We start from the raw sequence: 17,345 nt of genomic DNA on the forward strand, positions 1-17,345 counted from the left end.
TGGTTTTGCAGAAAATTTGCGCCCTGTCTCAGGCCGCTGAGCCGCCCACGGTCAGGCCGCCGATCAGCACCGAGGGCTGGCCGACACCGACCGGAACCCACTGCCCGGCCTTGCCGCAATTGCCCATGCCGGGGTCCAGCGCCATGTCGTTGCCGAGTCCGCGGATCTGCTTGAGCGCGGTGGCGCCGTCGCCGATCAGCGTAGCGCCCTTGACTGGTGCTCCGACCTTGCCGTCCTTCACCCTGTAGGCTTCGGTGCAGGAGAACACGAACTTGCCGTTGGTGATGTCCACCTGGCCGCCGCCAAAACCCACAGCCCAGATGCCGTCCTTGATGCCCGCCACCAGATCGCCCGGAACGGCATCGCCGCCCAGCATGTAGGTGTTGGTCATCCGCGGCATCGGCGCATGGGCATAGCTCTGCCGCCGCCCGTTGCCGGTCGGGGAGACCCCCATCAGCCGGGCATTCTGGCGGTCCTGCATGAAGCCGACCAGCACCCCGTCCTCGATCAGCGTGGTCTTCTGGCTGGGCGTGCCTTCGTCATCCACGGTGATCGAGCCGCGCCGGTCCGGAATGGTGCCGTCATCCAGCACGGTAACGCCCTTGGCCGCGATCTGCTGCCCCATCAGCCCGGCAAAGGCCGAAGACCCCTTGCGGTTGAAGTCTCCCTCCAGCCCGTGGCCGATCGCCTCATGCAGCAGAATGCCGGGCCAGCCGGGGCCAAGCACCACGTCCATCTCGCCCGCAGGGGCAGGGACCGCGTCCAGGTTGACCAGGGCTATCCGCAGCGCCTCCTGCACCTGGGCCTGCCAGTGCTTGGGATCGACCAGCCCGTCCAGGCCCAGCCGCCCGCCGCCGCCCGCCGAGCCGCTTTCGCGGCGGCCGTCCTTTTCCACGATCACCGAAACGTTGAGCCTGGCCATCGGGCGGATGTCGCGTACCCGCGCGCCGTCCGCACGCAGGATTTCCACTTCCTGCAGCGAAGCAGCCAGTGACGCCGACACCTGCACCACGCGTTGATCCAGATCACGCGCATAGGCATCAATTTCCCGCAAAGTCTCCACCTTCACCGGAAACGGCAGGGCGCTGATCGGGTCGGCATCGGTGTAAAGCCTGGCGTTGGTGGCCTGCGGCGCATCCGAATAGGTGCCGCCGCCTGTCCCCACCGCCAGTTTCGCAGTCTCTGCCGCCCGTTTCAGCGAGGCGATGGAGACATCGGTGGAATGGGCGTAGCCCGCCACATCGCCGTTCACCGCCCGCAAACCAAACCCTTCGGAGGCATCATAGCTGGCACTGCGCAGCCGCCCGTCATCAAAGGACAGCGCCTCGGACTTTCGGCGCTCGGCAAAGATCTCGCCATCCTCCGCACCGTTCAGCGCATCGCGCAAGCAGGCCAGCGCTTCAGCCTCGGGAAGCGCGGTTTCGAAGGGACGGAAGGCTGGGTTTTCCATGGCACGGTCCTCAGATTTTTTTGATCTAAATCAAGAAAGCGACGGTTTGACGCTTGGCTGCCTCTTTATCTGTGCCCCCGAATATGATTTTAAGCGGCGTCAAAGACAACGGGGCAGGTGCGTTTTGTGGAATCATTGATTCCCCGCATTCGTGCTGCCGCAGGAACAATGCGATCAACCGATCAGGACAGAACATGAAAAACGCTTTGATGCTTTCGGGCCTTTTCGCCGGCCTTTCGAGCCTTCCAGCAATGGCGCAAGAAGGCCTGAAAACCATTGGCAAGCCGGTGGACGGCGGGCTGAACTTCCAGCCGGCGGCAACCTCGCTGGCGGATGGCCTGCAGAAACTGGACTACATGATCCTGGTGATCATCACCGTGATCTGCGTTTTTGTTGCTGGTCTGATGCTTTATGCTATTCTGCGCTTCAACAAGCGCGCCAACCCGACCCCGGCAAAATTCACTCATCACACCCCGGTTGAGATCGCCTGGACCGTCGTTCCGATCCTGGTGCTGGTGTTCATCGGTTCGTTCTCGCTGCCGCAGCTGTTTGCCCAGCAGGAAATCCCGGAAGGCGACATCACCATCAAAGTGACCGGCTACCAGTGGTACTGGGGCTATGAATATGTCGACGAGGAATTCGGTTTCGAAAGCTTCCTGCTGCCCAAGGACCAGCTGGCGGCGAAAGGCTATGCCGAGGACGAATGGCTGCTGGCCACCGACACCGCGGTCGTGGTGCCCTCGGGCAAGACCGTCGTGATGCAGGTGACCGCGGCTGACGTGATCCACGCCTGGACCATCCCGGCCTTCGGCGTGAAGCAGGACGCCGTTCCGGGCCGTCTGGCCGAGCTGTGGTTCAATGTCGATGAGGGCAAGGAAGGCATCTATTTCGGCCAGTGCTCCGAATTGTGCGGCAAGGACCACGCCTATATGCCGATCACCGTCAAGGTTGTGACCCAGGAAGAGTATGACGCCTGGCTGGCAGGCGCCAAGGAAGAATTCGCGGGCATCCCGCAGGCCTACCAGGTCGCCTCCAACTGATAGCTGGCTATATGGAGCTTGAGGGAGCTCCATATGGAACAGAACCAAGACCGGGGTGCGCAGGAATGCGCACCTGTTGCCGCCAAAGGACCCAAGATGAGCGACGCAAGCATCAACGCAAGCCGGGCCTATGAGGACGAGGCCAGTTTTGGCGATTACTTCGCCCTGCTGAAACCCCGTGTCATGTCGCTGGTTGTGTTCACCGCTCTGGTCGGGCTGCTGGCAGCCCCCGTGGGGGTGCATCCAGTTATCGGCTTCAGCGCCATCCTGTTCATCGCCATCGGCGGCGGTGCTTCCGGTGCGCTCAACATGTGGTGGGATGCGGACATCGACAAGGTGATGAAGCGCACCAGGGGCCGCCCGATCCCCGCCGGCAAGGTTGAGCCGGGCGAGGCGCTGGCGCTGGGCCTGGCGCTGTCCGGCCTGTCGGTGATCATGCTGGCGCTGGCCGCCAACGTCTTTGCCGGTGCCTTCCTGGCCTTCACCATCTTTTTCTACGTGGTGGTCTACACCATGTGGCTGAAACGGGCGACGCCGCAGAATATCGTCATTGGCGGTGCCGCCGGGGCCTTCCCGCCGGTGATCGGCTGGATTGCGGCCACCGGCACCATGTCGGTCGAGCCCTGGCTGATGTTCCTCTTGACCTTCATGTGGACGCCGCCGCATTTCTGGGCGCTGGCGCTGTTCATGCGCTCGGATTACGACGATGCCGGCGTGCCGATGCTGACCGTGACCCACGGCCGCCGCGCCACCCGCGTCCATATCCTGGTTTACACCGCACTGCTGGCCGTGCTGGCCGTTGGCACCGCCTTCTCGGGCATCGGCGGCCCGCTGTACCTGGCCGCTGCGCTGGTGATGAACACGCTGTTCCTGCATGGCGCCTGGAAGATCACCCGCCGCGACGAGGACGATTCCGAGGCTGACAACTTCAAGGTGGAGCGCAGCTTCTTCAAACTGTCGCTGCTCTACCTGTTCCTGCACTTCGGTGCGATCCTGGCCGAAGCCCTGCTGAAGCCCTACGGGCTGGGAGGCTGGTAACATGGCGCTGCGCAAGGAACACGAAATTCACAAGCGCCGTTCGGGCCGCAACCTGGGTGTGGGCATCTTGCTCGGTGCCTTTGTGGTGCTGGTGCTGGCGCTGACCATGGTCAAGGTGACCTCTGCCAGCTTCAAGTTCCCGGACGCACAGGCGGAGCAGGACTGATGGCGCTGCAAGGTCCGCAGAAAACCGTGCTCCAGCTTGTCGGCGTGGTCGTCGTGATGGGCGGCTTGTCCTGGGCCTCGGTGCCGTTTTACGACTGGTTCTGCCGGGTCACCGGCTTTGGCGGCGTCACCCAGGTTGCCAGCGGCGGTTCCGGCACCGTTCTGGACCAGACCATCAAGGTGCGCTTTGACGGTTCCAAGGAACGCGGCATGCCGTGGGAATTCAAGCCGGTCCAGCGCGAGATGGAGATCAAGCTGGGCGATACCGGTCTTGCCTTCTATGAGGCCTACAACCCGACCGACCGCCCGGTTGCGGGCCAGGCGTCCTACAATGTGACGCCCTATCAGGCCGGCTATTTCTTTGAAAAAATCGACTGCTTCTGCTTTACCGAGCAGGTGCTGCAGCCGGGGGAGCGGGTGCAGATGCCCGTGACCTTCTATGTGGATCCCGAAATCATTGACGACCGGGACGCAAAATACGTGCATACGATCACGCTGTCGTACACGTTCCATGAAATCGATCTGCCCGAGGGCTATGCCGCCCTCGACACCGGGGTGAACACCGGGGCAGGCGCAACCACGAACTAGGCCGCTTTGGTGAGGGACACTTAAATGGCGCATGCTAAAAATCACGACTATCATATTCTGCCGCCGTCGATCTGGCCGCTGGCTGCCGCTCTGGGCACCTTTGTCATGCTGGTTGGCGCAGTCTTCTGGATGAAGGGCATCACGGCCTGGGCCTTCTGGATCGGCTTTGTGGCTGTTCTCTACTCCGCCTTTGCCTGGTGGTCCGAAGTTGTTGCCGAAAGCAAGGTCGGCGACCACACTCCGGTTGTCCGCATCGGCCTGCGCTACGGCTTCATCCTGTTTGTGATGTCCGAGGTGATGTTCTTCTTCGCCTGGTTCTGGTCGTTCTTCAAACACGCGATCTACCCAATGGAGACCTATATCGGCACCGAATACGTGGCGCCGGAGATCCTGCCGGTCGACCCGTTCCACCTGCCGCTGATCAACACCCTGATCCTGCTGCTGTCGGGCTGTGCCGTGACCTGGGCGCACCACGCGCTGGTCCATAACAACGACCGCAAGGCACTGATCCAGGGCCTGGCCATCGGCATCGCGTTCGGCATCGCCTTCACCTTCCTGCAGGGCTACGAATACGCCCACCTGCTGCACGAAGGCTGGCAGTTCGGCGGTGACGAGTTCTACTCGAACTTCTTCATGGCAACCGGCTTCCATGGCTTCCACGTCGTGATCGGCACCATCTTCCTGACCGTCTGCCTGATCCGCGCGATCAAGGGCGACTTCACCCCCGAGCAGCACGTCGGCTTCGAGGCCGCGGCCTGGTACTGGCACTTCGTGGACGTCGTCTGGCTGTTTCTGTTCGTGGCCGTCTACATCTGGGGCACTTCCGGTCTGTAACGGGCGGTTTGTAATGGTTACATGTTTGCGGTTGATTATCCGCAGGCATGAAGTCACACACGGGGCGCGCAGGGGACACCTTGCGCGCCTCAAGTTTTGAAGCGGAGCGGCACAAATGCGGCGTGTCATCTTCCTGTTGATCATCAGCGGCGCGGGCCTGGCCGTGCTGATCGGGCTTGGCACCTGGCAGCTGCAGCGCAAGGCCTGGAAAGAAGGCATCCTCGCCACCATCGAGGAGCGCATTGCAGGTGAACCCGCCGCCGGCCTGCCTGCGCAGCCGGAGTCCGAAACCGACAGATACCGCCCCGTGCGCCTGCAAGGCGAAATCAGTGCGGATGAGCTGCATGTCCTCACCTCGGTCAAGGACGCCGGACCCGGCTACCGGGTGATTTCCCCTTTCACGCTTGCAGACGGGCGCCGGGTGCTGATCGACCGCGGCTTTGTCCCGGTCAAGCACAAGCAGGCAGAGCGCCTCAGCGGTCCCGCCGCCATCGAAGGCAACATCCACTGGCCGCAGGAAACCGACAGCTACACGCCGGAGCCGGACCTGAATGGTAACATCTGGTACGCCCGCGATGCGCAGCGCATGGCAGAGCGCCTCGGCACAGAACCGGTGATGATTGTCCTGCGCGCGAACCCGGAAGGGGAGGCGGGGCTGCGGCCTCTTCCGGTCTCCACCGCCGGTATCTCCAATGACCACTTGCAATATGCGATCACCTGGTTTTCGCTGGCCGTTATCTGGGCGGCGATGACCATCTACTTCCTGCGGCGCAGCCGCCCCTGAACCTGAAGAGCTGAAGGCGATGAAATATATCTCGACCCGGGGCCAAGCGCCCGAGCTGACCTTTGAAGATGCGATGCTGACCGGATTGGCCCGTGACGGCGGCCTCTATGTGCCGGCCGAAATCCCGCAGATGTCCCATGACGACATCGCGGCGCTGGCGGGGCTGTCCTATGAGGTAACCGCCTTCCGCGTCATGCGCCCCTTTCTCGGCGACTGCTTCACCGATGACGAGTTCCGCGGCATCATCGCCCGCGCCTATGAGGGTTTCGGCCATGCCGCCCGTGCGCCCTTGAAGCAGCTGGCGCCCAACCATTTCCTGCTCGAGCTGTTCCACGGCCCCACGCTGGCGTTCAAGGATTTTGCCATGCAGCTGATCGGCCAGCTGTTCCAGACCGCACTTGAGCGCCGCGGCGACCGGGTGACCATCGCGGGCGCCACCTCCGGCGACACCGGCTCCGCCGCGATGGAGGCATTCCGCGGCCTCAGCAATGTGGATGTCTTCATTCTTTTCCCGCATGGCCGGGTGTCCGAAGTGCAGCGCCGCCAGATGACCACCCCGCAGGACGCCAATGTGCATGCGCTGGCTGTAGATGGCGATTTCGACGACTGCCAGGCGCGCGTGAAGGACATGTTCAACGACTTCGATTTCCGCGACGGTGTGAAACTGGCGGGCGTCAACTCGATCAACATTGCTCGCGTGCTGGCGCAGGTGGTCTACTACTTCTCCTCCGCGGTGTCGCTGGGCGCGCCGCAGCGCAAGGTGAGCTTCACCGTGCCGACCGGCAACTTCGGCGATATCTTCGCGGGCTTCATTGCCAAGCAGATGGGTCTTCCGATCGACCAGCTGGTGGTCGCCACCAACCAGAACGACATCCTGCACCGCTGCCTGTCGGGGCAGGGCTACTACAAGGGTGATACCCGGCCCTCGATCTCGCCGTCGATGGACATTCAGGTGTCGTCGAACTTCGAGCGCGCCCTGTTCTACGCCTATGGCCAGGACAGCAAGGCCGTGGCGCTGCTGATGGATGAACTGAAGATCGGCGGCTTTGATGTCTCCCAAGGTGCGATGCAGGCGCTGAGCGAGACCTACGCCTCGGGCCGCACCTCCGAAGAAGAGACGCTGGCGACAATCAAATCCGAACTGGCCGCCTCGGGCGAGCTGCTGTGCCCGCATGGCGCCGTTGCCGTGAAGGTCGCCAATGAGCACCGCGCGGCGGAGGTGCCGATGATCACGCTTGCCACCGCGCATCCGGCGAAATTCCCTGCCGCGGTCGAAGAGGCCAGCGGCATTCATCCGCCTCTTCCCCCGCGCATGGCGGACCTGTATGACAGGCCGGAACGGGTGACCCGGATCGCCAACGATCTGGCCGCCCTCGAGGATCACATCAGAAAGAACATCGCGAATTGACAGTTCAGCAGCACACACTCGCCAACGGGTTCCGCATCGTCTCCGAGCATATGCCGGGTCTGGAATCCGCGGCGGTCGGGATCTGGGTCAGCGCCGGCGGCCGCCACGAGCGGATTGAGCAGAACGGCATTGCCCATTTCCTGGAGCACATGGCCTTCAAGGGCACCAAGACCCGCACGGCGCTGCAGATCGCCGAGGAGATCGAGGATGTGGGCGGCTATATCAACGCCTACACCTCGCGCGAGGTGACGGCCTATTATGCCCGTGTGCTCAAGGACGACGTGCCGCTGGCGGTGGATGTGATCGGGGACATCCTGCTGAACCCCGTGTTCGATGCGCGCGAGATCGAGGTCGAGCGCGGGGTGATCCTGCAGGAGATCGGCCAGTCGCTGGACACGCCCGACGACGTGATCTTTGACTGGCTGCAGGAGGAAAGCTACCGCGGCCAGCCGCTGGGCCGCACCATTCTGGGCCCGGCCGAAAGGGTCCGCAGCTTCAGCCGCGAGGATCTGCAGGGGTTTGTGGCTGAGCACTACGGCCCTGGCCAGATGATCCTGGCGGCGGCGGGCGGTGTGGATCACGACGCGCTCGTCAAGCTGGCGGAGCGGCTGTTCGGCCATATGGCGGCCAAGCCGGAGTTCACCGCCGAAGGCGCGACCTTCACCGGCGGAGAGGCGCGGCAAGTGAAGGACCTGGAGCAGGCGCATTTCGCGCTGGCCTTCGAAGGCCCCGGCTACCGCGACCAGTCCATGTACACCGCGCAGATCTATGCCAGTGCCCTTGGCGGCGGCATGTCCTCGCGGCTGTTCCAGGAGGTGCGTGAAAAGCGCGGGCTTTGCTACACGATCTTTTCGCAGGCGGGGTCCTATGCCGATACCGGGTCGATGACGGTTTATGCCGGCACCTCGGGCGAGCAGCTGGCAGAACTGGCGGACATCACAATCGACGAGATGAAACGTGCCGCGGATGACATGACCGAAGCCGAGGTCGAACGCGCCCGCGCGCAGATGAAGGCGGGTATGCTGATGGGGCTGGAAAGCCCCTCCAACCGGGCCGAACGCCTGGCGCGTCTGGTTCAGATCTGGGGCAAGGTGCCGTCGCTGGAACGCACTGTCGAACGGATTGACGCAGTGACCACCAAAGACGTGCGGGAGCTGGCGGAGACCATGGCGGTCAGCGCCCCGGCAGCCCTGGCGCTCTACGGTCCAGTGGCGGGCGCGCCCGCATTGGAGAGGCTGCAGGAGAGGCGCGCCGCCTGATGCTCTTGAGCCGCCGCAAGGTCCGCATCGAAACCGAGCGCCTGACACTCAGGCCGCCGGTGCATGCGGATTTTCACGGCTGGGCGGCACTGCGGTTGCAAAGCCAGGCGTATCTGACGCCCTGGGAGCCGGGCTGGGCGGCGGATCACCTCAGCCGCAAGAGCTTCACCAACCGGGTCTACTGGGCGCGCCGCTCGGTATCTTCGGGGTCGGCCCTGCCGCTGTTCCTGATCCGCCGGTCGGATCAGGTTCTGGTGGGGGCGATCACGCTGGACAACATCCGCCGCGGCCCTGCCCAGGCCGGCACGCTGGGCTATTGGACGGGCCTTCCCTTTGCCCGCCAGGGCTACATGCGCGAGGCGATCGGGGCAGTGGTGCATCACGCGTTTTCCAAACTGGACCTTTCCCGGATCGAGGCTGCCTGCCTGCCGGAAAACCAGGCCTCCCGCGGGCTCTTGGAGAAATCCGGCTTCAAGTATGAAGGCGTTGCCCAGTCCTATCTGCAGATCAATGGCCGCTGGCGCACCCATGTGCTTTATGCCGCCCTGCGCCACGACCGGCGCGGCAAGACCCTGACGGGCCAGGCCTAGGCACCGGCAAGGCTGCGCAACGGGACGGCTCCCGCCCGTCGCCGGCGCATTTTCAATGCGCCGCTCCCGTTGGGCGTGGCGCCGCACCTGCGGTGCAGCGCCCCCTGGCCTTGCAGCCAGGAGAGAGGCTGCAATACGCACCGTGCCCGCGTCGTGCCGCAGGCACGGCGCCCGGCCCAACTGTGTGGCGGAATTTTCAATTCTGCCGGAACAGGCGGGAGCGCTGCCAGGTGTTTTTTCGGCATAGGGGCTGACAGGGGAGAATTGCGCCCTAGAACCTGCTTCATGCGCGCGTTCCTCTGTCTCCTTTGGCTGATCCTCTGTGCCGGTGCCTTGCAGGCGCAGGAGCGGCGTCAGAGCCATTGCATTGCACTGGCCCGGCAAACCCCCGGCCTGGAGTATCTGAACAAGGCCGCCTGGCAGGAGCCGGTTGCTCAGGACAGCGTGCATATCCGCTATATCGCCCATGCCTCCTTTCTGCTGCGCACCGAAGGCGGGCTGAAGGTCGTTACCGATTTCACCGGCTTCACCGGCGCCGCGCCGCTGATCCCGGATGTCGTCACCATGAATCATGCCCATGAAACCCACTGGACCGCACATCCGGATCCCGCGATTCCGCATGTGCTGCCCGGCTGGGGCCCGGCCGGCGCCGGGATCGAGCACCACCTCGACCTCGGCGAGATGCTGATCCGCAATGTCTCCACCGATATCCGCAACATGTTCGGCGGCGTCGAGGCGCGCGGCAACTCGATCTTCGTGTTCGAGGCCGCAGGCCTGTGCATCGGACATCTGGGCCATCTGCACCACGTGCCCACACCGGAGCAATTCGCCGCACTCGGGCGGCTCGACGTGGTGATGGCGGCGGTGGACGGCGGCATCACCCTGCCGCTGGATCAGATGCTCGAAGTGCTGGGGCGGCTGCGGTCCTCGGTCATCATTCCGATGCATTGGTTCAGCGACACCTCGCTGGAGCGCTTCCTGGCCCGGACCGGCCCCGCGTTCGATGTGGTGGACACCGGCGGCAGCGCGCTGAGCGTCTCGCTGCGCAGCCTGCCCAGCCGCCCCACCATCCATGTGCTGCGGCCAAGGCACCTGCTGGAGGAAGAGTGAGCCGCCTTGCCAGCCGCAGGGCCATGCGGCATGGATAGGGCATGAGCCTCAATCCCGCCGATCCCGCCTTTGCCGCCCGTCTCTCCGCCCTGCTGCCCGAGGGCGTGCTGCGCGTGCCCGAGCCGCGCTACCTGGAGGAGCCGCGCGGGCGGTTTCATGGACAGGCGGGGGTGCTGGCGCTGCCGCAGAACGTGGAGCAGGTCTCGATCCTGATCCGCGAGGCCAATGCTGCCCTTGTGCCGGTGGTGCCCTACGGCGGCGGCACCGGGTTGGTCGGCGGCCAGGTGATGCCGGACGGCCCTGCGCCGCTGGTGCTGTCGCTGGAGCGGATGGCCGCAATCCGGTCGGTTTACCCGCAGGAGAATGTCCTGATCGCCGAGGCCGGCGCGATTCTGGCGGATGTGCAGGCAGCGGCGCGGGCGGCGGACCGCCTGTTCCCGCTTTCGCTGGCGGCAGAAGGCTCGGCCCGGATCGGCGGCAACCTCTCGACCAATGCCGGCGGGGTCGGTGTGCTGCGCTACGGCAATGCCCGCGACCTCTGCCTGGGGCTGGAGGCAGTGCTGCCGTCAGGGCAGATCTGGCACGGGCTGTCGCGGCTGAGGAAGGATAACACCGGCTATGACCTGAAAAACCTCCTGGTTGGGGCCGAGGGCACACTGGGCGTGATCACCGCCGCCGCGCTGAAACTGTCGCCGGTCCCGGCTCAGACGGGCACCGCGGTCTTCACCGTCAGCGATCCGCAAGCCGCCATTTCACTGCTGGCGCTGGCCCGCGACCAGGCCGGCGAGGCTGTCAGCGCCTTTGAGCTGATGCACCGGCAGGGGCTGGAGTTCCTGGCAGAAGCCCTGCCGCAGGTTCGCCAGCCCTTTGATCCGGCACCGGAATGGTGTGTGCTGATCGAGCTGGGGCTGCCGCGCGGGCTGAATGCGGAAGAGGCTCTGGAGGAGCTGTTTGCAGCAGCCCATGGCGCAGGGCTGGCGCCGGATGGCGTGATTGCCCAGTCCGAAGCCCAGCGGCAGGCGCTGTGGTCGGTGCGCGAGCACATTCCGGTGGCCAACAAGGCCATCGGCTCGGTGTCCAGCCACGACATCTCGGTGCCGGTCTCTGAGATTCCTGCTTTCATCGACCGGGGCCGCGAAGCGGTGGCGGGTCTGGGGGCCTTCCGCATCAACTGCTTCGGTCATCTGGGAGATGGCAACTTGCACTATAATGTCTTTCCGCCCTTGGGCCGGAGGCGTGAGGATTTCGACGGTCTGCGCGGGGCGGTGGCGGAAGCGGTGCATGATCTGGTTCATGCCTTCGGCGGTTCGTTCAGCGCCGAACACGGGGTGGGGCGGATGAAGACCGGCGATCTGGAACGCTACGGCGGTCCGGCCAAGCTGGCCGCGATGCGCGCCATCAAGCAGGCGCTGGACCCGAACGGGATCATGAATCCCGGCGCGGTGCTCAGGACCGTCTGATTTACCTTATAGGGGGGAGGGCTCCCGCAGCCGCGGCTGCCCGGCTGCGCCGGACCGCCTGGCGGCTTTGGGCCCGGCGCCGCGCATCCGCGCGGCGCGCCCTTTCCGGCCCTGCGGGGCCGGAAAGGGCCATGCCCAACGGGCAGAGCCTTTCGGAAGAAAGGCGTGTGACCGGCGGGAGCCCCGGGGAGTCCCGGGGCCCAGGCCTGTGCGGCTCTCAAAGGCCTTCGAACTCGCAGAGCACATGCACGTCCATGCCCATATCCTCCAGCAGCCTGCGGCCGCCCAGTTCGGGCAGATCGACGATGAAGGCGCAGGAGACGATCTCGCCGCCCAGCCGCTCGATCAGCTTGATGCCGGCGCCTGCGGTGCCGCCGGTGGCCAGCAGGTCATCGACCATCAGCACTTTCTCGCCCGGTTTGATCGCATCGTCATGGATCTCGACGATCGCCTCGCCGTATTCCAGCTTGTAGTCCTGGCTGATGGTTGTGCCGGGCAGCTTGCCTTTCTTGCGGATCGGCACAAAGCCGACGCTCAGCTGGTGCGCAATGGCGCCGCCCAGAATGAAGCCGCGCGCCTCGAGCCCGACCACCTTGTCAATCCGCTCGCCCGCATAGGGGTGCAGCATCTGGTCGATCGCCATGCGGAAGCCGCGCGGGTCGGCAAACAGGGTGGTCACGTCGCGGAACATGATCCCTTCATGCGGGAAGTCGACAATGGTGCGGATGTAATCCTTGACGGCGGGCTTTTTGGGCATCGGTTTGGCTCCCCTTGGCGCAACTGAGACTGCAGCCCGGCAGCGCCGCCGGGTCTCCGGCGGTTTGGCCGAAGCGGCGCTTCCATGCAAGGGGAACAATGATTTCACGGCTCCTCGGCCACGGGGCAGCCGCCGGACCAAAACGTTGGCCACGCACCTCTGCCGCGGGACGTCACCGGGGAAAACTTTTGCGCCGGCACATCAGCGCCTCCGGCGGGCCGCGTTTTGCAAAGGTGGTCCGGAGCCGGGCCGGCACCATCGGCAGGGTACGGAACCAGAGAGAACAGCCAACGATCTGCTCAACACTGGGGGAGCCGTCCAGCTGGCCCCTGGTCTCCGCCGGCGCGGAACAAAGCACGGCTGGGCGCCGCCCGGAACCGCCGCGCCACCGGGAAATGAACGCAGGGATATGCAGGATGTCTGCGCCCGCTTGCGGCTCCGCCGCAGCTTCACCGCCAGGTCTTCTTCCCGGTAGAGGGGATACCGCGTTCCCGGGGCCTATGCGGCTCTGCGGGGCAGCGGATGGTTTGCGCCGCGGTGAGATGGCTCTTACGCATCCGCCTGCGCTTGCAGAGGTCGGGCAGGCTCTGCTCAATGGTGGGGGAGGCTGCGGCGGGCAGGTCAGGGCCGATAGCGGCACGGGGCTCACAAAAGGCAAGAGGCGCGCCCGCAGGCCCGCCCCGGAAATGCCGCTTGCGATCAGCCCAGAACCCGGCCTGCCACGGCGTCCAGCTTGGCCAGAAGCTCAGGGCTGCGCTTTGCCGGTGCAGTCATGATCGCATGTTCCAGCGCCTTGTCGCAGCCATGCGGGCAATCCGCGCGCTCCTGGCCCAGCAGGGCAGGCAGGCGGCGCACCAGCTCGCGGGCGTTGGCGGAGTTTCCCTGCAGCGTGGCGATGATGTCGGTGATATCCACGGCGCCGTGGTCCGGGTGCCAGCTGTCGTAGTCGGTCACCATGGCGATCGAGGCATAGCAGAGCTCAGCCTCGCGGGCGAGCTTGGCTTCGGGCATGTTGGTCATCCCGATCACGTCGCAGCTCCATTGCTCGCGGTAGAGTTTCGACTCTGCCATCGAGGAGAACTGCGGCCCTTCCATGCACAGGTAGGTGCCGCCGCGGTGGATCTTGATGCCGGCATCCCTGCCTGCCGTTTCCGCCGCGTCCGACAGCCGTTCGCAGGTCGGGTGTGCGACGCTCACATGGGCGACGCAGCCGGTGCCGAAGAAGCTTTTCTCGCGCGCGAAGGTCCGGTCGATGAACTGATCGACGATGACGAAATCTCCCGGCGCCATTTCCTCGCGGAACGATCCGCAGGCGGAGACCGAGAAAACGTCCGTCACCCCCATCCGCTTCAGCGCGTCGATATTGGCACGGTAGGGGACCTCGGTCGGGGAATGCACATGGCCGCGGCCGTGGCGGGGCAGGAAGGCCATCTTCACGCCGCCCAAGGTGCCGGTCAGGATATGGTCCGACGGTGCCCCCCAGGGGGTTTCCACCGAGACCCATTCGGCGCCCTCCAGCCCGTCGATCTCGTAAATGCCCGAGCCGCCGATCACGGCAATCATGGTTTCGCGGGGTTCTGGTGCGGTCACGTGCTGCCCTCCTGATGCTGTTGCTTGGGATATGCGCAAGCGGGGCGGGATTTGGCAAGCCCAAGCTGTGATTTGAGCGGCTGGCATCCGTACACCGCCTGTGCACCCCTGTGCGCCGGGCGGATGCCGGCTGGCCGGTGGTCTCCGGCGGGAGTATTTTTTGCAAAGATGAAATTGTGCGGACGTGCCCGTGGCGGAAGAGTTCGGTCAGCCCGGGCAGACGGGCAAACTTCTGGACCGGCGAGGTGCCTGCAACGATAGGTTCCGGCAGGCACGCATGGGAAAACCCGCCGGCTGGCGGGTTTTCCGGTCTTGCGAAGAAGCAGTCCTCAGCCCTCGTAGTCCGGCAGGGATTTCAGTTCCTCTTCGGTCATCGAGATGTAGACGCGAATGTCAGTGCCATCGCCGGCCCGCAGAATGTCCATCTGCGACAGCTCAAGCTTCACCGGCTTTTCGCCGATGCCGAGAAAACCGCCGACATCCACAACGGCCGCCTTGACCTTGCCATCGTCGGTGAGCAGCAGTTCGGACACCTCGCCGATCCATTCGTCGTTGGCGTCATAGGCCGCCGCGCCTGTCAGCGTTTCCGCGGTGAGATCGGTCTCTTCCGCAGTCACGTAACCGTCACGCTGGACCGGCGTCCGGATTGCCGTGGCCGTATCGCCGACGGTTCCGGCGTCAGACATATTTTCCGACTCTGAAGACGTGTCCGCTGTGGCCGTGGTATCCAACCCGGCAGCGGCAGAATCTTCGGAAGACATTTCGGCTTCCGCAGACATTTCTGTATCGGTTTTGGCCGATGCACCAGCGGTCTCGCTGCTTGCAACAGCTTCCGCGCCGGCGCCGGTCTGGTCATGGCTGCTGGACATCTCGTAAGCCGGAGCTTCCTCCAGCACGTCACGCGGGGCATTCAGCACCAGGAAGAAATCGGAGACATCCTCCTGGGTCGCGCTGTCGGACACAAAGCGGATTGCGTCCATCTCGACCGCTACCTGGTTTTCGCCCATGCCGAGGAACCCGCCGATATCGACGAGCACGGCTTCGACTGTACCGTCACGGCTGAGAACAACATCGTTGATCTCGCCAATATCGTCCCACCCCTCCTGAACGCCTTCATACTCGTCGGCATCGGCAGCTTCAGCGCGGTAGACGCGCATCCCGATGAATTCGGATGCGTGAATTTCCTGCGGTCCGGCTTCGGTGCGGAACATGCTTTTGGCATCGGCCGCAAGCGCAGGGAAGGCTGTCACGGCGGCAAGCGCCGTGGAAAGCAGCAACGTCTTCATGGCAATCTCTCCTCAGTTAAGTCGTGGCTTGTGCGTGAGTACTCATGGTGTAAACGTCCGAACCCGGTTTCGGTTCCCGCACGGGTGCAAATGCTGGCGGGCGGCAATGAGCCGCCCGGGGGCGGCGCAAGGCCTGCAGGGCTGCCATTGGCCGGGCCGCGGGTTTGCGGGCTGAGAGACGTCACCCTTGCCCCATCGGCGTATTTCCGCTAGGGGCGGGCAGCGAACACACCTCCTCCCGAGCACAGGTACACCAATGAGACGCGCAGCCATGGCTTTGCTGGCCAAGCAGATTTCCCCGCCAAATCTTTCCATCATGCAGGACGAGGGCTTTACCGTCGCGCGTGTGCGCACCGAGCTGTTGTCCGGCCTGACGGTGGCGCTGGCGCTGGTGCCGGAGGCGGTGGCCTTTGCCTTTGTCGCCGGGGTGCATCCGCTGGTCGGGCTTTATGCGGCGTTCATGGTCGGGCTGATCACCGCGGTGTTCGGCGGCCGTCCGGGCATGATTTCCGGCGCGACGGGTGCGCTGGCTGTGGTGATGGTGGCGCTGGTGGCGCAGCACGGGGTCGAGTACCTGTTTGCCACCGTGGTCCTGATGGGGATCCTGCAGATCATTGCCGGCGTCATGCACTGGGGCAAGTTCATCCGCCTGGTGCCGCATCCGGTGATGCTGGGGTTTGTGAATGGCCTCGCGATCGTGATCTTCCTGGCGCAGCTGACCCAATTCAAGGTGCCGGGCACCGATGGCGCGGAATGGCTGAGCGGCGCCTCGCTGTTTATGATGCTGGGGCTGGTGGCGCTGACCATGCTGATCATCTGGGGAACGCCGAAGATCACCAGCGTCATCCCGGCGCCGCTGGCGGGGATCGGCATCGTTGCGGTGCTGGTGATTGCCATGGGGCTGGATGTGCCGAGGGTCGGCGACATGGCCTCGATCGAGGGCGGCTTCCCGGCGTTCCATAACCCCTTTGGATCCGGTGAAGGGCTTTATGGCACGGCGCTGGCGCCGTTCACGCTGGAAACCCTGTGGATCATCCTGCCCTATGCGGTGATCCTGGCCGCAATCGGCCTGATCGAGAGCCTGCTGACGCTGAACCTGGTCGGCGAGATCACCGGCAAGCGCGGCGGTGCTTCGCAGGAATGCATTGCGCAAGGCGCCTCCAACGTGGTGACTGGCTTCTTTGGCGGCATGGGCGGCTGTGCGATGATCGGCCAGTCGATGATCAACGTGAAATCCGGCGGCCGGACCCGGATTGCCGGCATTGCCGCGGCGCTGTTCCTGCTGGCCTTCATCGTGGTGGCCTCGCCGCTGATCGAGCAGATCCCGCTGGCCGCTCTGGTCGGCGTGATGTTCATGGTGGTGATCGGCACCTTTGCCTGGAACTCGCTCAAGATCATGACCAAGGTGCCGCCGATGGATGCCTTTGTGATTGTGCTGGTGACCGTGGTCACGGTGATGACCGACCTGGCGATTGCAGTGGTGGTTGGCGTCATTGTTTCGGCGCTGGCCTATGCCTGGAACAACGCGCGCCGCATCCATGCCTATACCCGCGAGTCCGCAACCGACAAGGGGGCCAAGGTCTATGAGATCGAAGGGCCGCTGTTCTTCGGCTCTACCGACGGTTTCATCGAGCTGTTCGACGTGGCCGGCGATCCGGACCGGGTGATCGTCGACTTTGCCCGCAGCCGGGTGGTCGACCAGTCGGCGCTGCAGGCGATCGAAACTCTGGCCGGCAAGTATGAGGCCGAGGGCAAGAAGCTGGTGCTGCGCCACCTGAGCCGCGATTGCCACCAGCTGCTGACCAAAGCCGGGCATTTGATGGTCGATAGCGATGACGACCCGGAATACGAACTGGCGGTGGATTACTCGGTCAGGACCGGAATTCTGGGCGGCCACTGACGCCTGACGGTTAGAAGAAGAAGCCCGCGGTTCCGGTGAGCCGCGGGCTTCCTTGTTTTGGAGGGGCTTCTGGCCCGCCAGAGCAG

General features: G+C 64.5%; 16 protein-coding genes. 12 read left to right on the top strand and 4 right to left on the bottom strand.

The features are described from left to right. Window positions 1-28 precede the first annotated feature (28 nt). A complete protein-coding gene (tldD, locus tag OKQ63_RS04340) occupies window positions 29-1,450 on the bottom strand; it encodes a metalloprotease TldD (RefSeq protein ID WP_264212742.1) in 1,422 nt (473 codons plus the stop codon). A gap of 194 nt (window positions 1,451-1,644) precedes the next feature. Between tldD and coxB the strand changes: the two genes are divergently transcribed. The 11 genes from coxB (at window position 1,645) to OKQ63_RS04395 (ending at window position 11,726) form a co-directional block, all read left to right on the top strand. Next, complete coding sequence (gene coxB / locus OKQ63_RS04345) at window positions 1,645-2,490, top strand: cytochrome c oxidase subunit II (RefSeq protein ID WP_264212743.1); 846 nt, start codon at window positions 1,645-1,647, stop codon at window positions 2,488-2,490. Between the two features lie 96 nt (window positions 2,491-2,586). Continuing rightward, window positions 2,587-3,528 carry a heme o synthase gene (cyoE, locus tag OKQ63_RS04350; RefSeq protein WP_264213874.1) on the top strand — a complete coding sequence of 314 codons (942 nt, stop codon included), beginning with the start codon at window positions 2,587-2,589 and terminating at the stop codon, window positions 3,526-3,528. Window position 3,529: 1 nt separating this feature from the next. Next, the gene (locus OKQ63_RS04355; protein ID WP_264212744.1) at window positions 3,530-3,694 is read left to right on the top strand and encodes a cytochrome c oxidase system small membrane protein; all 165 of its coding nucleotides are present in this window, start codon (window positions 3,530-3,532) and stop codon (window positions 3,692-3,694) included. Beyond that, entirely contained in the window at window positions 3,694-4,281 is a 588-nt protein-coding gene (locus OKQ63_RS04360; protein ID WP_264212745.1) for a cytochrome c oxidase assembly protein, read from the top strand. The genes OKQ63_RS04355 and OKQ63_RS04360 overlap by 1 nt, the downstream gene beginning before the upstream one ends. Before the next feature lie 24 nt (window positions 4,282-4,305). Next, a complete protein-coding gene (locus tag OKQ63_RS04365) occupies window positions 4,306-5,115 on the top strand; it encodes a cytochrome c oxidase subunit 3 (protein WP_264212746.1) in 810 nt (269 codons plus the stop codon). A gap of 115 nt (window positions 5,116-5,230) precedes the next feature. Next, complete coding sequence (locus tag OKQ63_RS04370) at window positions 5,231-5,899, top strand: SURF1 family protein (RefSeq protein ID WP_264212747.1); 669 nt, start codon at window positions 5,231-5,233, stop codon at window positions 5,897-5,899. A 19-nt stretch (window positions 5,900-5,918) separates the two neighbouring features. After that, complete coding sequence (gene thrC / locus OKQ63_RS04375) at window positions 5,919-7,307, top strand: threonine synthase (RefSeq protein WP_264212748.1); 1,389 nt, start codon at window positions 5,919-5,921, stop codon at window positions 7,305-7,307. After that, on the top strand, window positions 7,304-8,566 hold the full coding sequence (locus OKQ63_RS04380) for a M16 family metallopeptidase (RefSeq protein ID WP_264212749.1): 1,263 nt from the start codon (window positions 7,304-7,306) through the stop codon (window positions 8,564-8,566). The genes thrC and OKQ63_RS04380 overlap by 4 nt, the downstream gene beginning before the upstream one ends. Beyond that, on the top strand, window positions 8,566-9,156 hold the full coding sequence (locus tag OKQ63_RS04385) for a GNAT family N-acetyltransferase (protein WP_264212750.1): 591 nt from the start codon (window positions 8,566-8,568) through the stop codon (window positions 9,154-9,156). Before OKQ63_RS04380 ends, OKQ63_RS04385 begins: the two co-directional genes overlap by 1 nt. Before the next feature lie 285 nt (window positions 9,157-9,441). Next, window positions 9,442-10,266, top strand: a complete 825-nt coding sequence (locus tag OKQ63_RS04390) for an MBL fold metallo-hydrolase (RefSeq protein ID WP_264212751.1) — start codon at window positions 9,442-9,444, stop codon at window positions 10,264-10,266. A 41-nt stretch (window positions 10,267-10,307) separates the two neighbouring features. Further along, on the top strand, window positions 10,308-11,726 hold the full coding sequence (locus tag OKQ63_RS04395; protein ID WP_264212752.1) for an FAD-binding oxidoreductase: 1,419 nt from the start codon (window positions 10,308-10,310) through the stop codon (window positions 11,724-11,726). Window positions 11,727-11,943: 217 nt separating this feature from the next. Here the strand turns inward: OKQ63_RS04395 and OKQ63_RS04400 are convergent, their stop codons facing one another. The 3 genes from OKQ63_RS04400 to OKQ63_RS04410 all read right to left on the bottom strand — a co-directional run bounded on the left by OKQ63_RS04400 (window position 11,944) and on the right by OKQ63_RS04410 (window position 15,359). Beyond that, entirely contained in the window at window positions 11,944-12,483 is a 540-nt protein-coding gene (locus tag OKQ63_RS04400; protein ID WP_264212753.1) for an adenine phosphoribosyltransferase, read from the bottom strand. 699 nt (window positions 12,484-13,182) lie between these two features. Then, window positions 13,183-14,046 carry an S-methyl-5'-thioadenosine phosphorylase gene (locus tag OKQ63_RS04405; RefSeq protein WP_264213875.1) on the bottom strand — a complete coding sequence of 288 codons (864 nt, stop codon included), beginning with the start codon at window positions 14,044-14,046 and terminating at the stop codon, window positions 13,183-13,185. A gap of 356 nt (window positions 14,047-14,402) precedes the next feature. Then, window positions 14,403-15,359: a PRC-barrel domain-containing protein gene (locus tag OKQ63_RS04410; protein ID WP_264212754.1), complete on the bottom strand. Its 957-nt coding sequence runs from the start codon at window positions 15,357-15,359 to the stop codon at window positions 14,403-14,405. Between the two features lie 256 nt (window positions 15,360-15,615). Between OKQ63_RS04410 and OKQ63_RS04415 the strand changes: the two genes are divergently transcribed. Beyond that, window positions 15,616-17,259 carry a SulP family inorganic anion transporter gene (locus tag OKQ63_RS04415; RefSeq protein WP_264212755.1) on the top strand — a complete coding sequence of 548 codons (1,644 nt, stop codon included), beginning with the start codon at window positions 15,616-15,618 and terminating at the stop codon, window positions 17,257-17,259. Window positions 17,260-17,345 lie beyond the last annotated feature (86 nt).

It is taken from the genome of Leisingera thetidis, from assembly GCF_025857195.1.
Classification (GTDB): Bacteria; Pseudomonadota; Alphaproteobacteria; order Rhodobacterales; family Rhodobacteraceae; genus Leisingera; species Leisingera thetidis.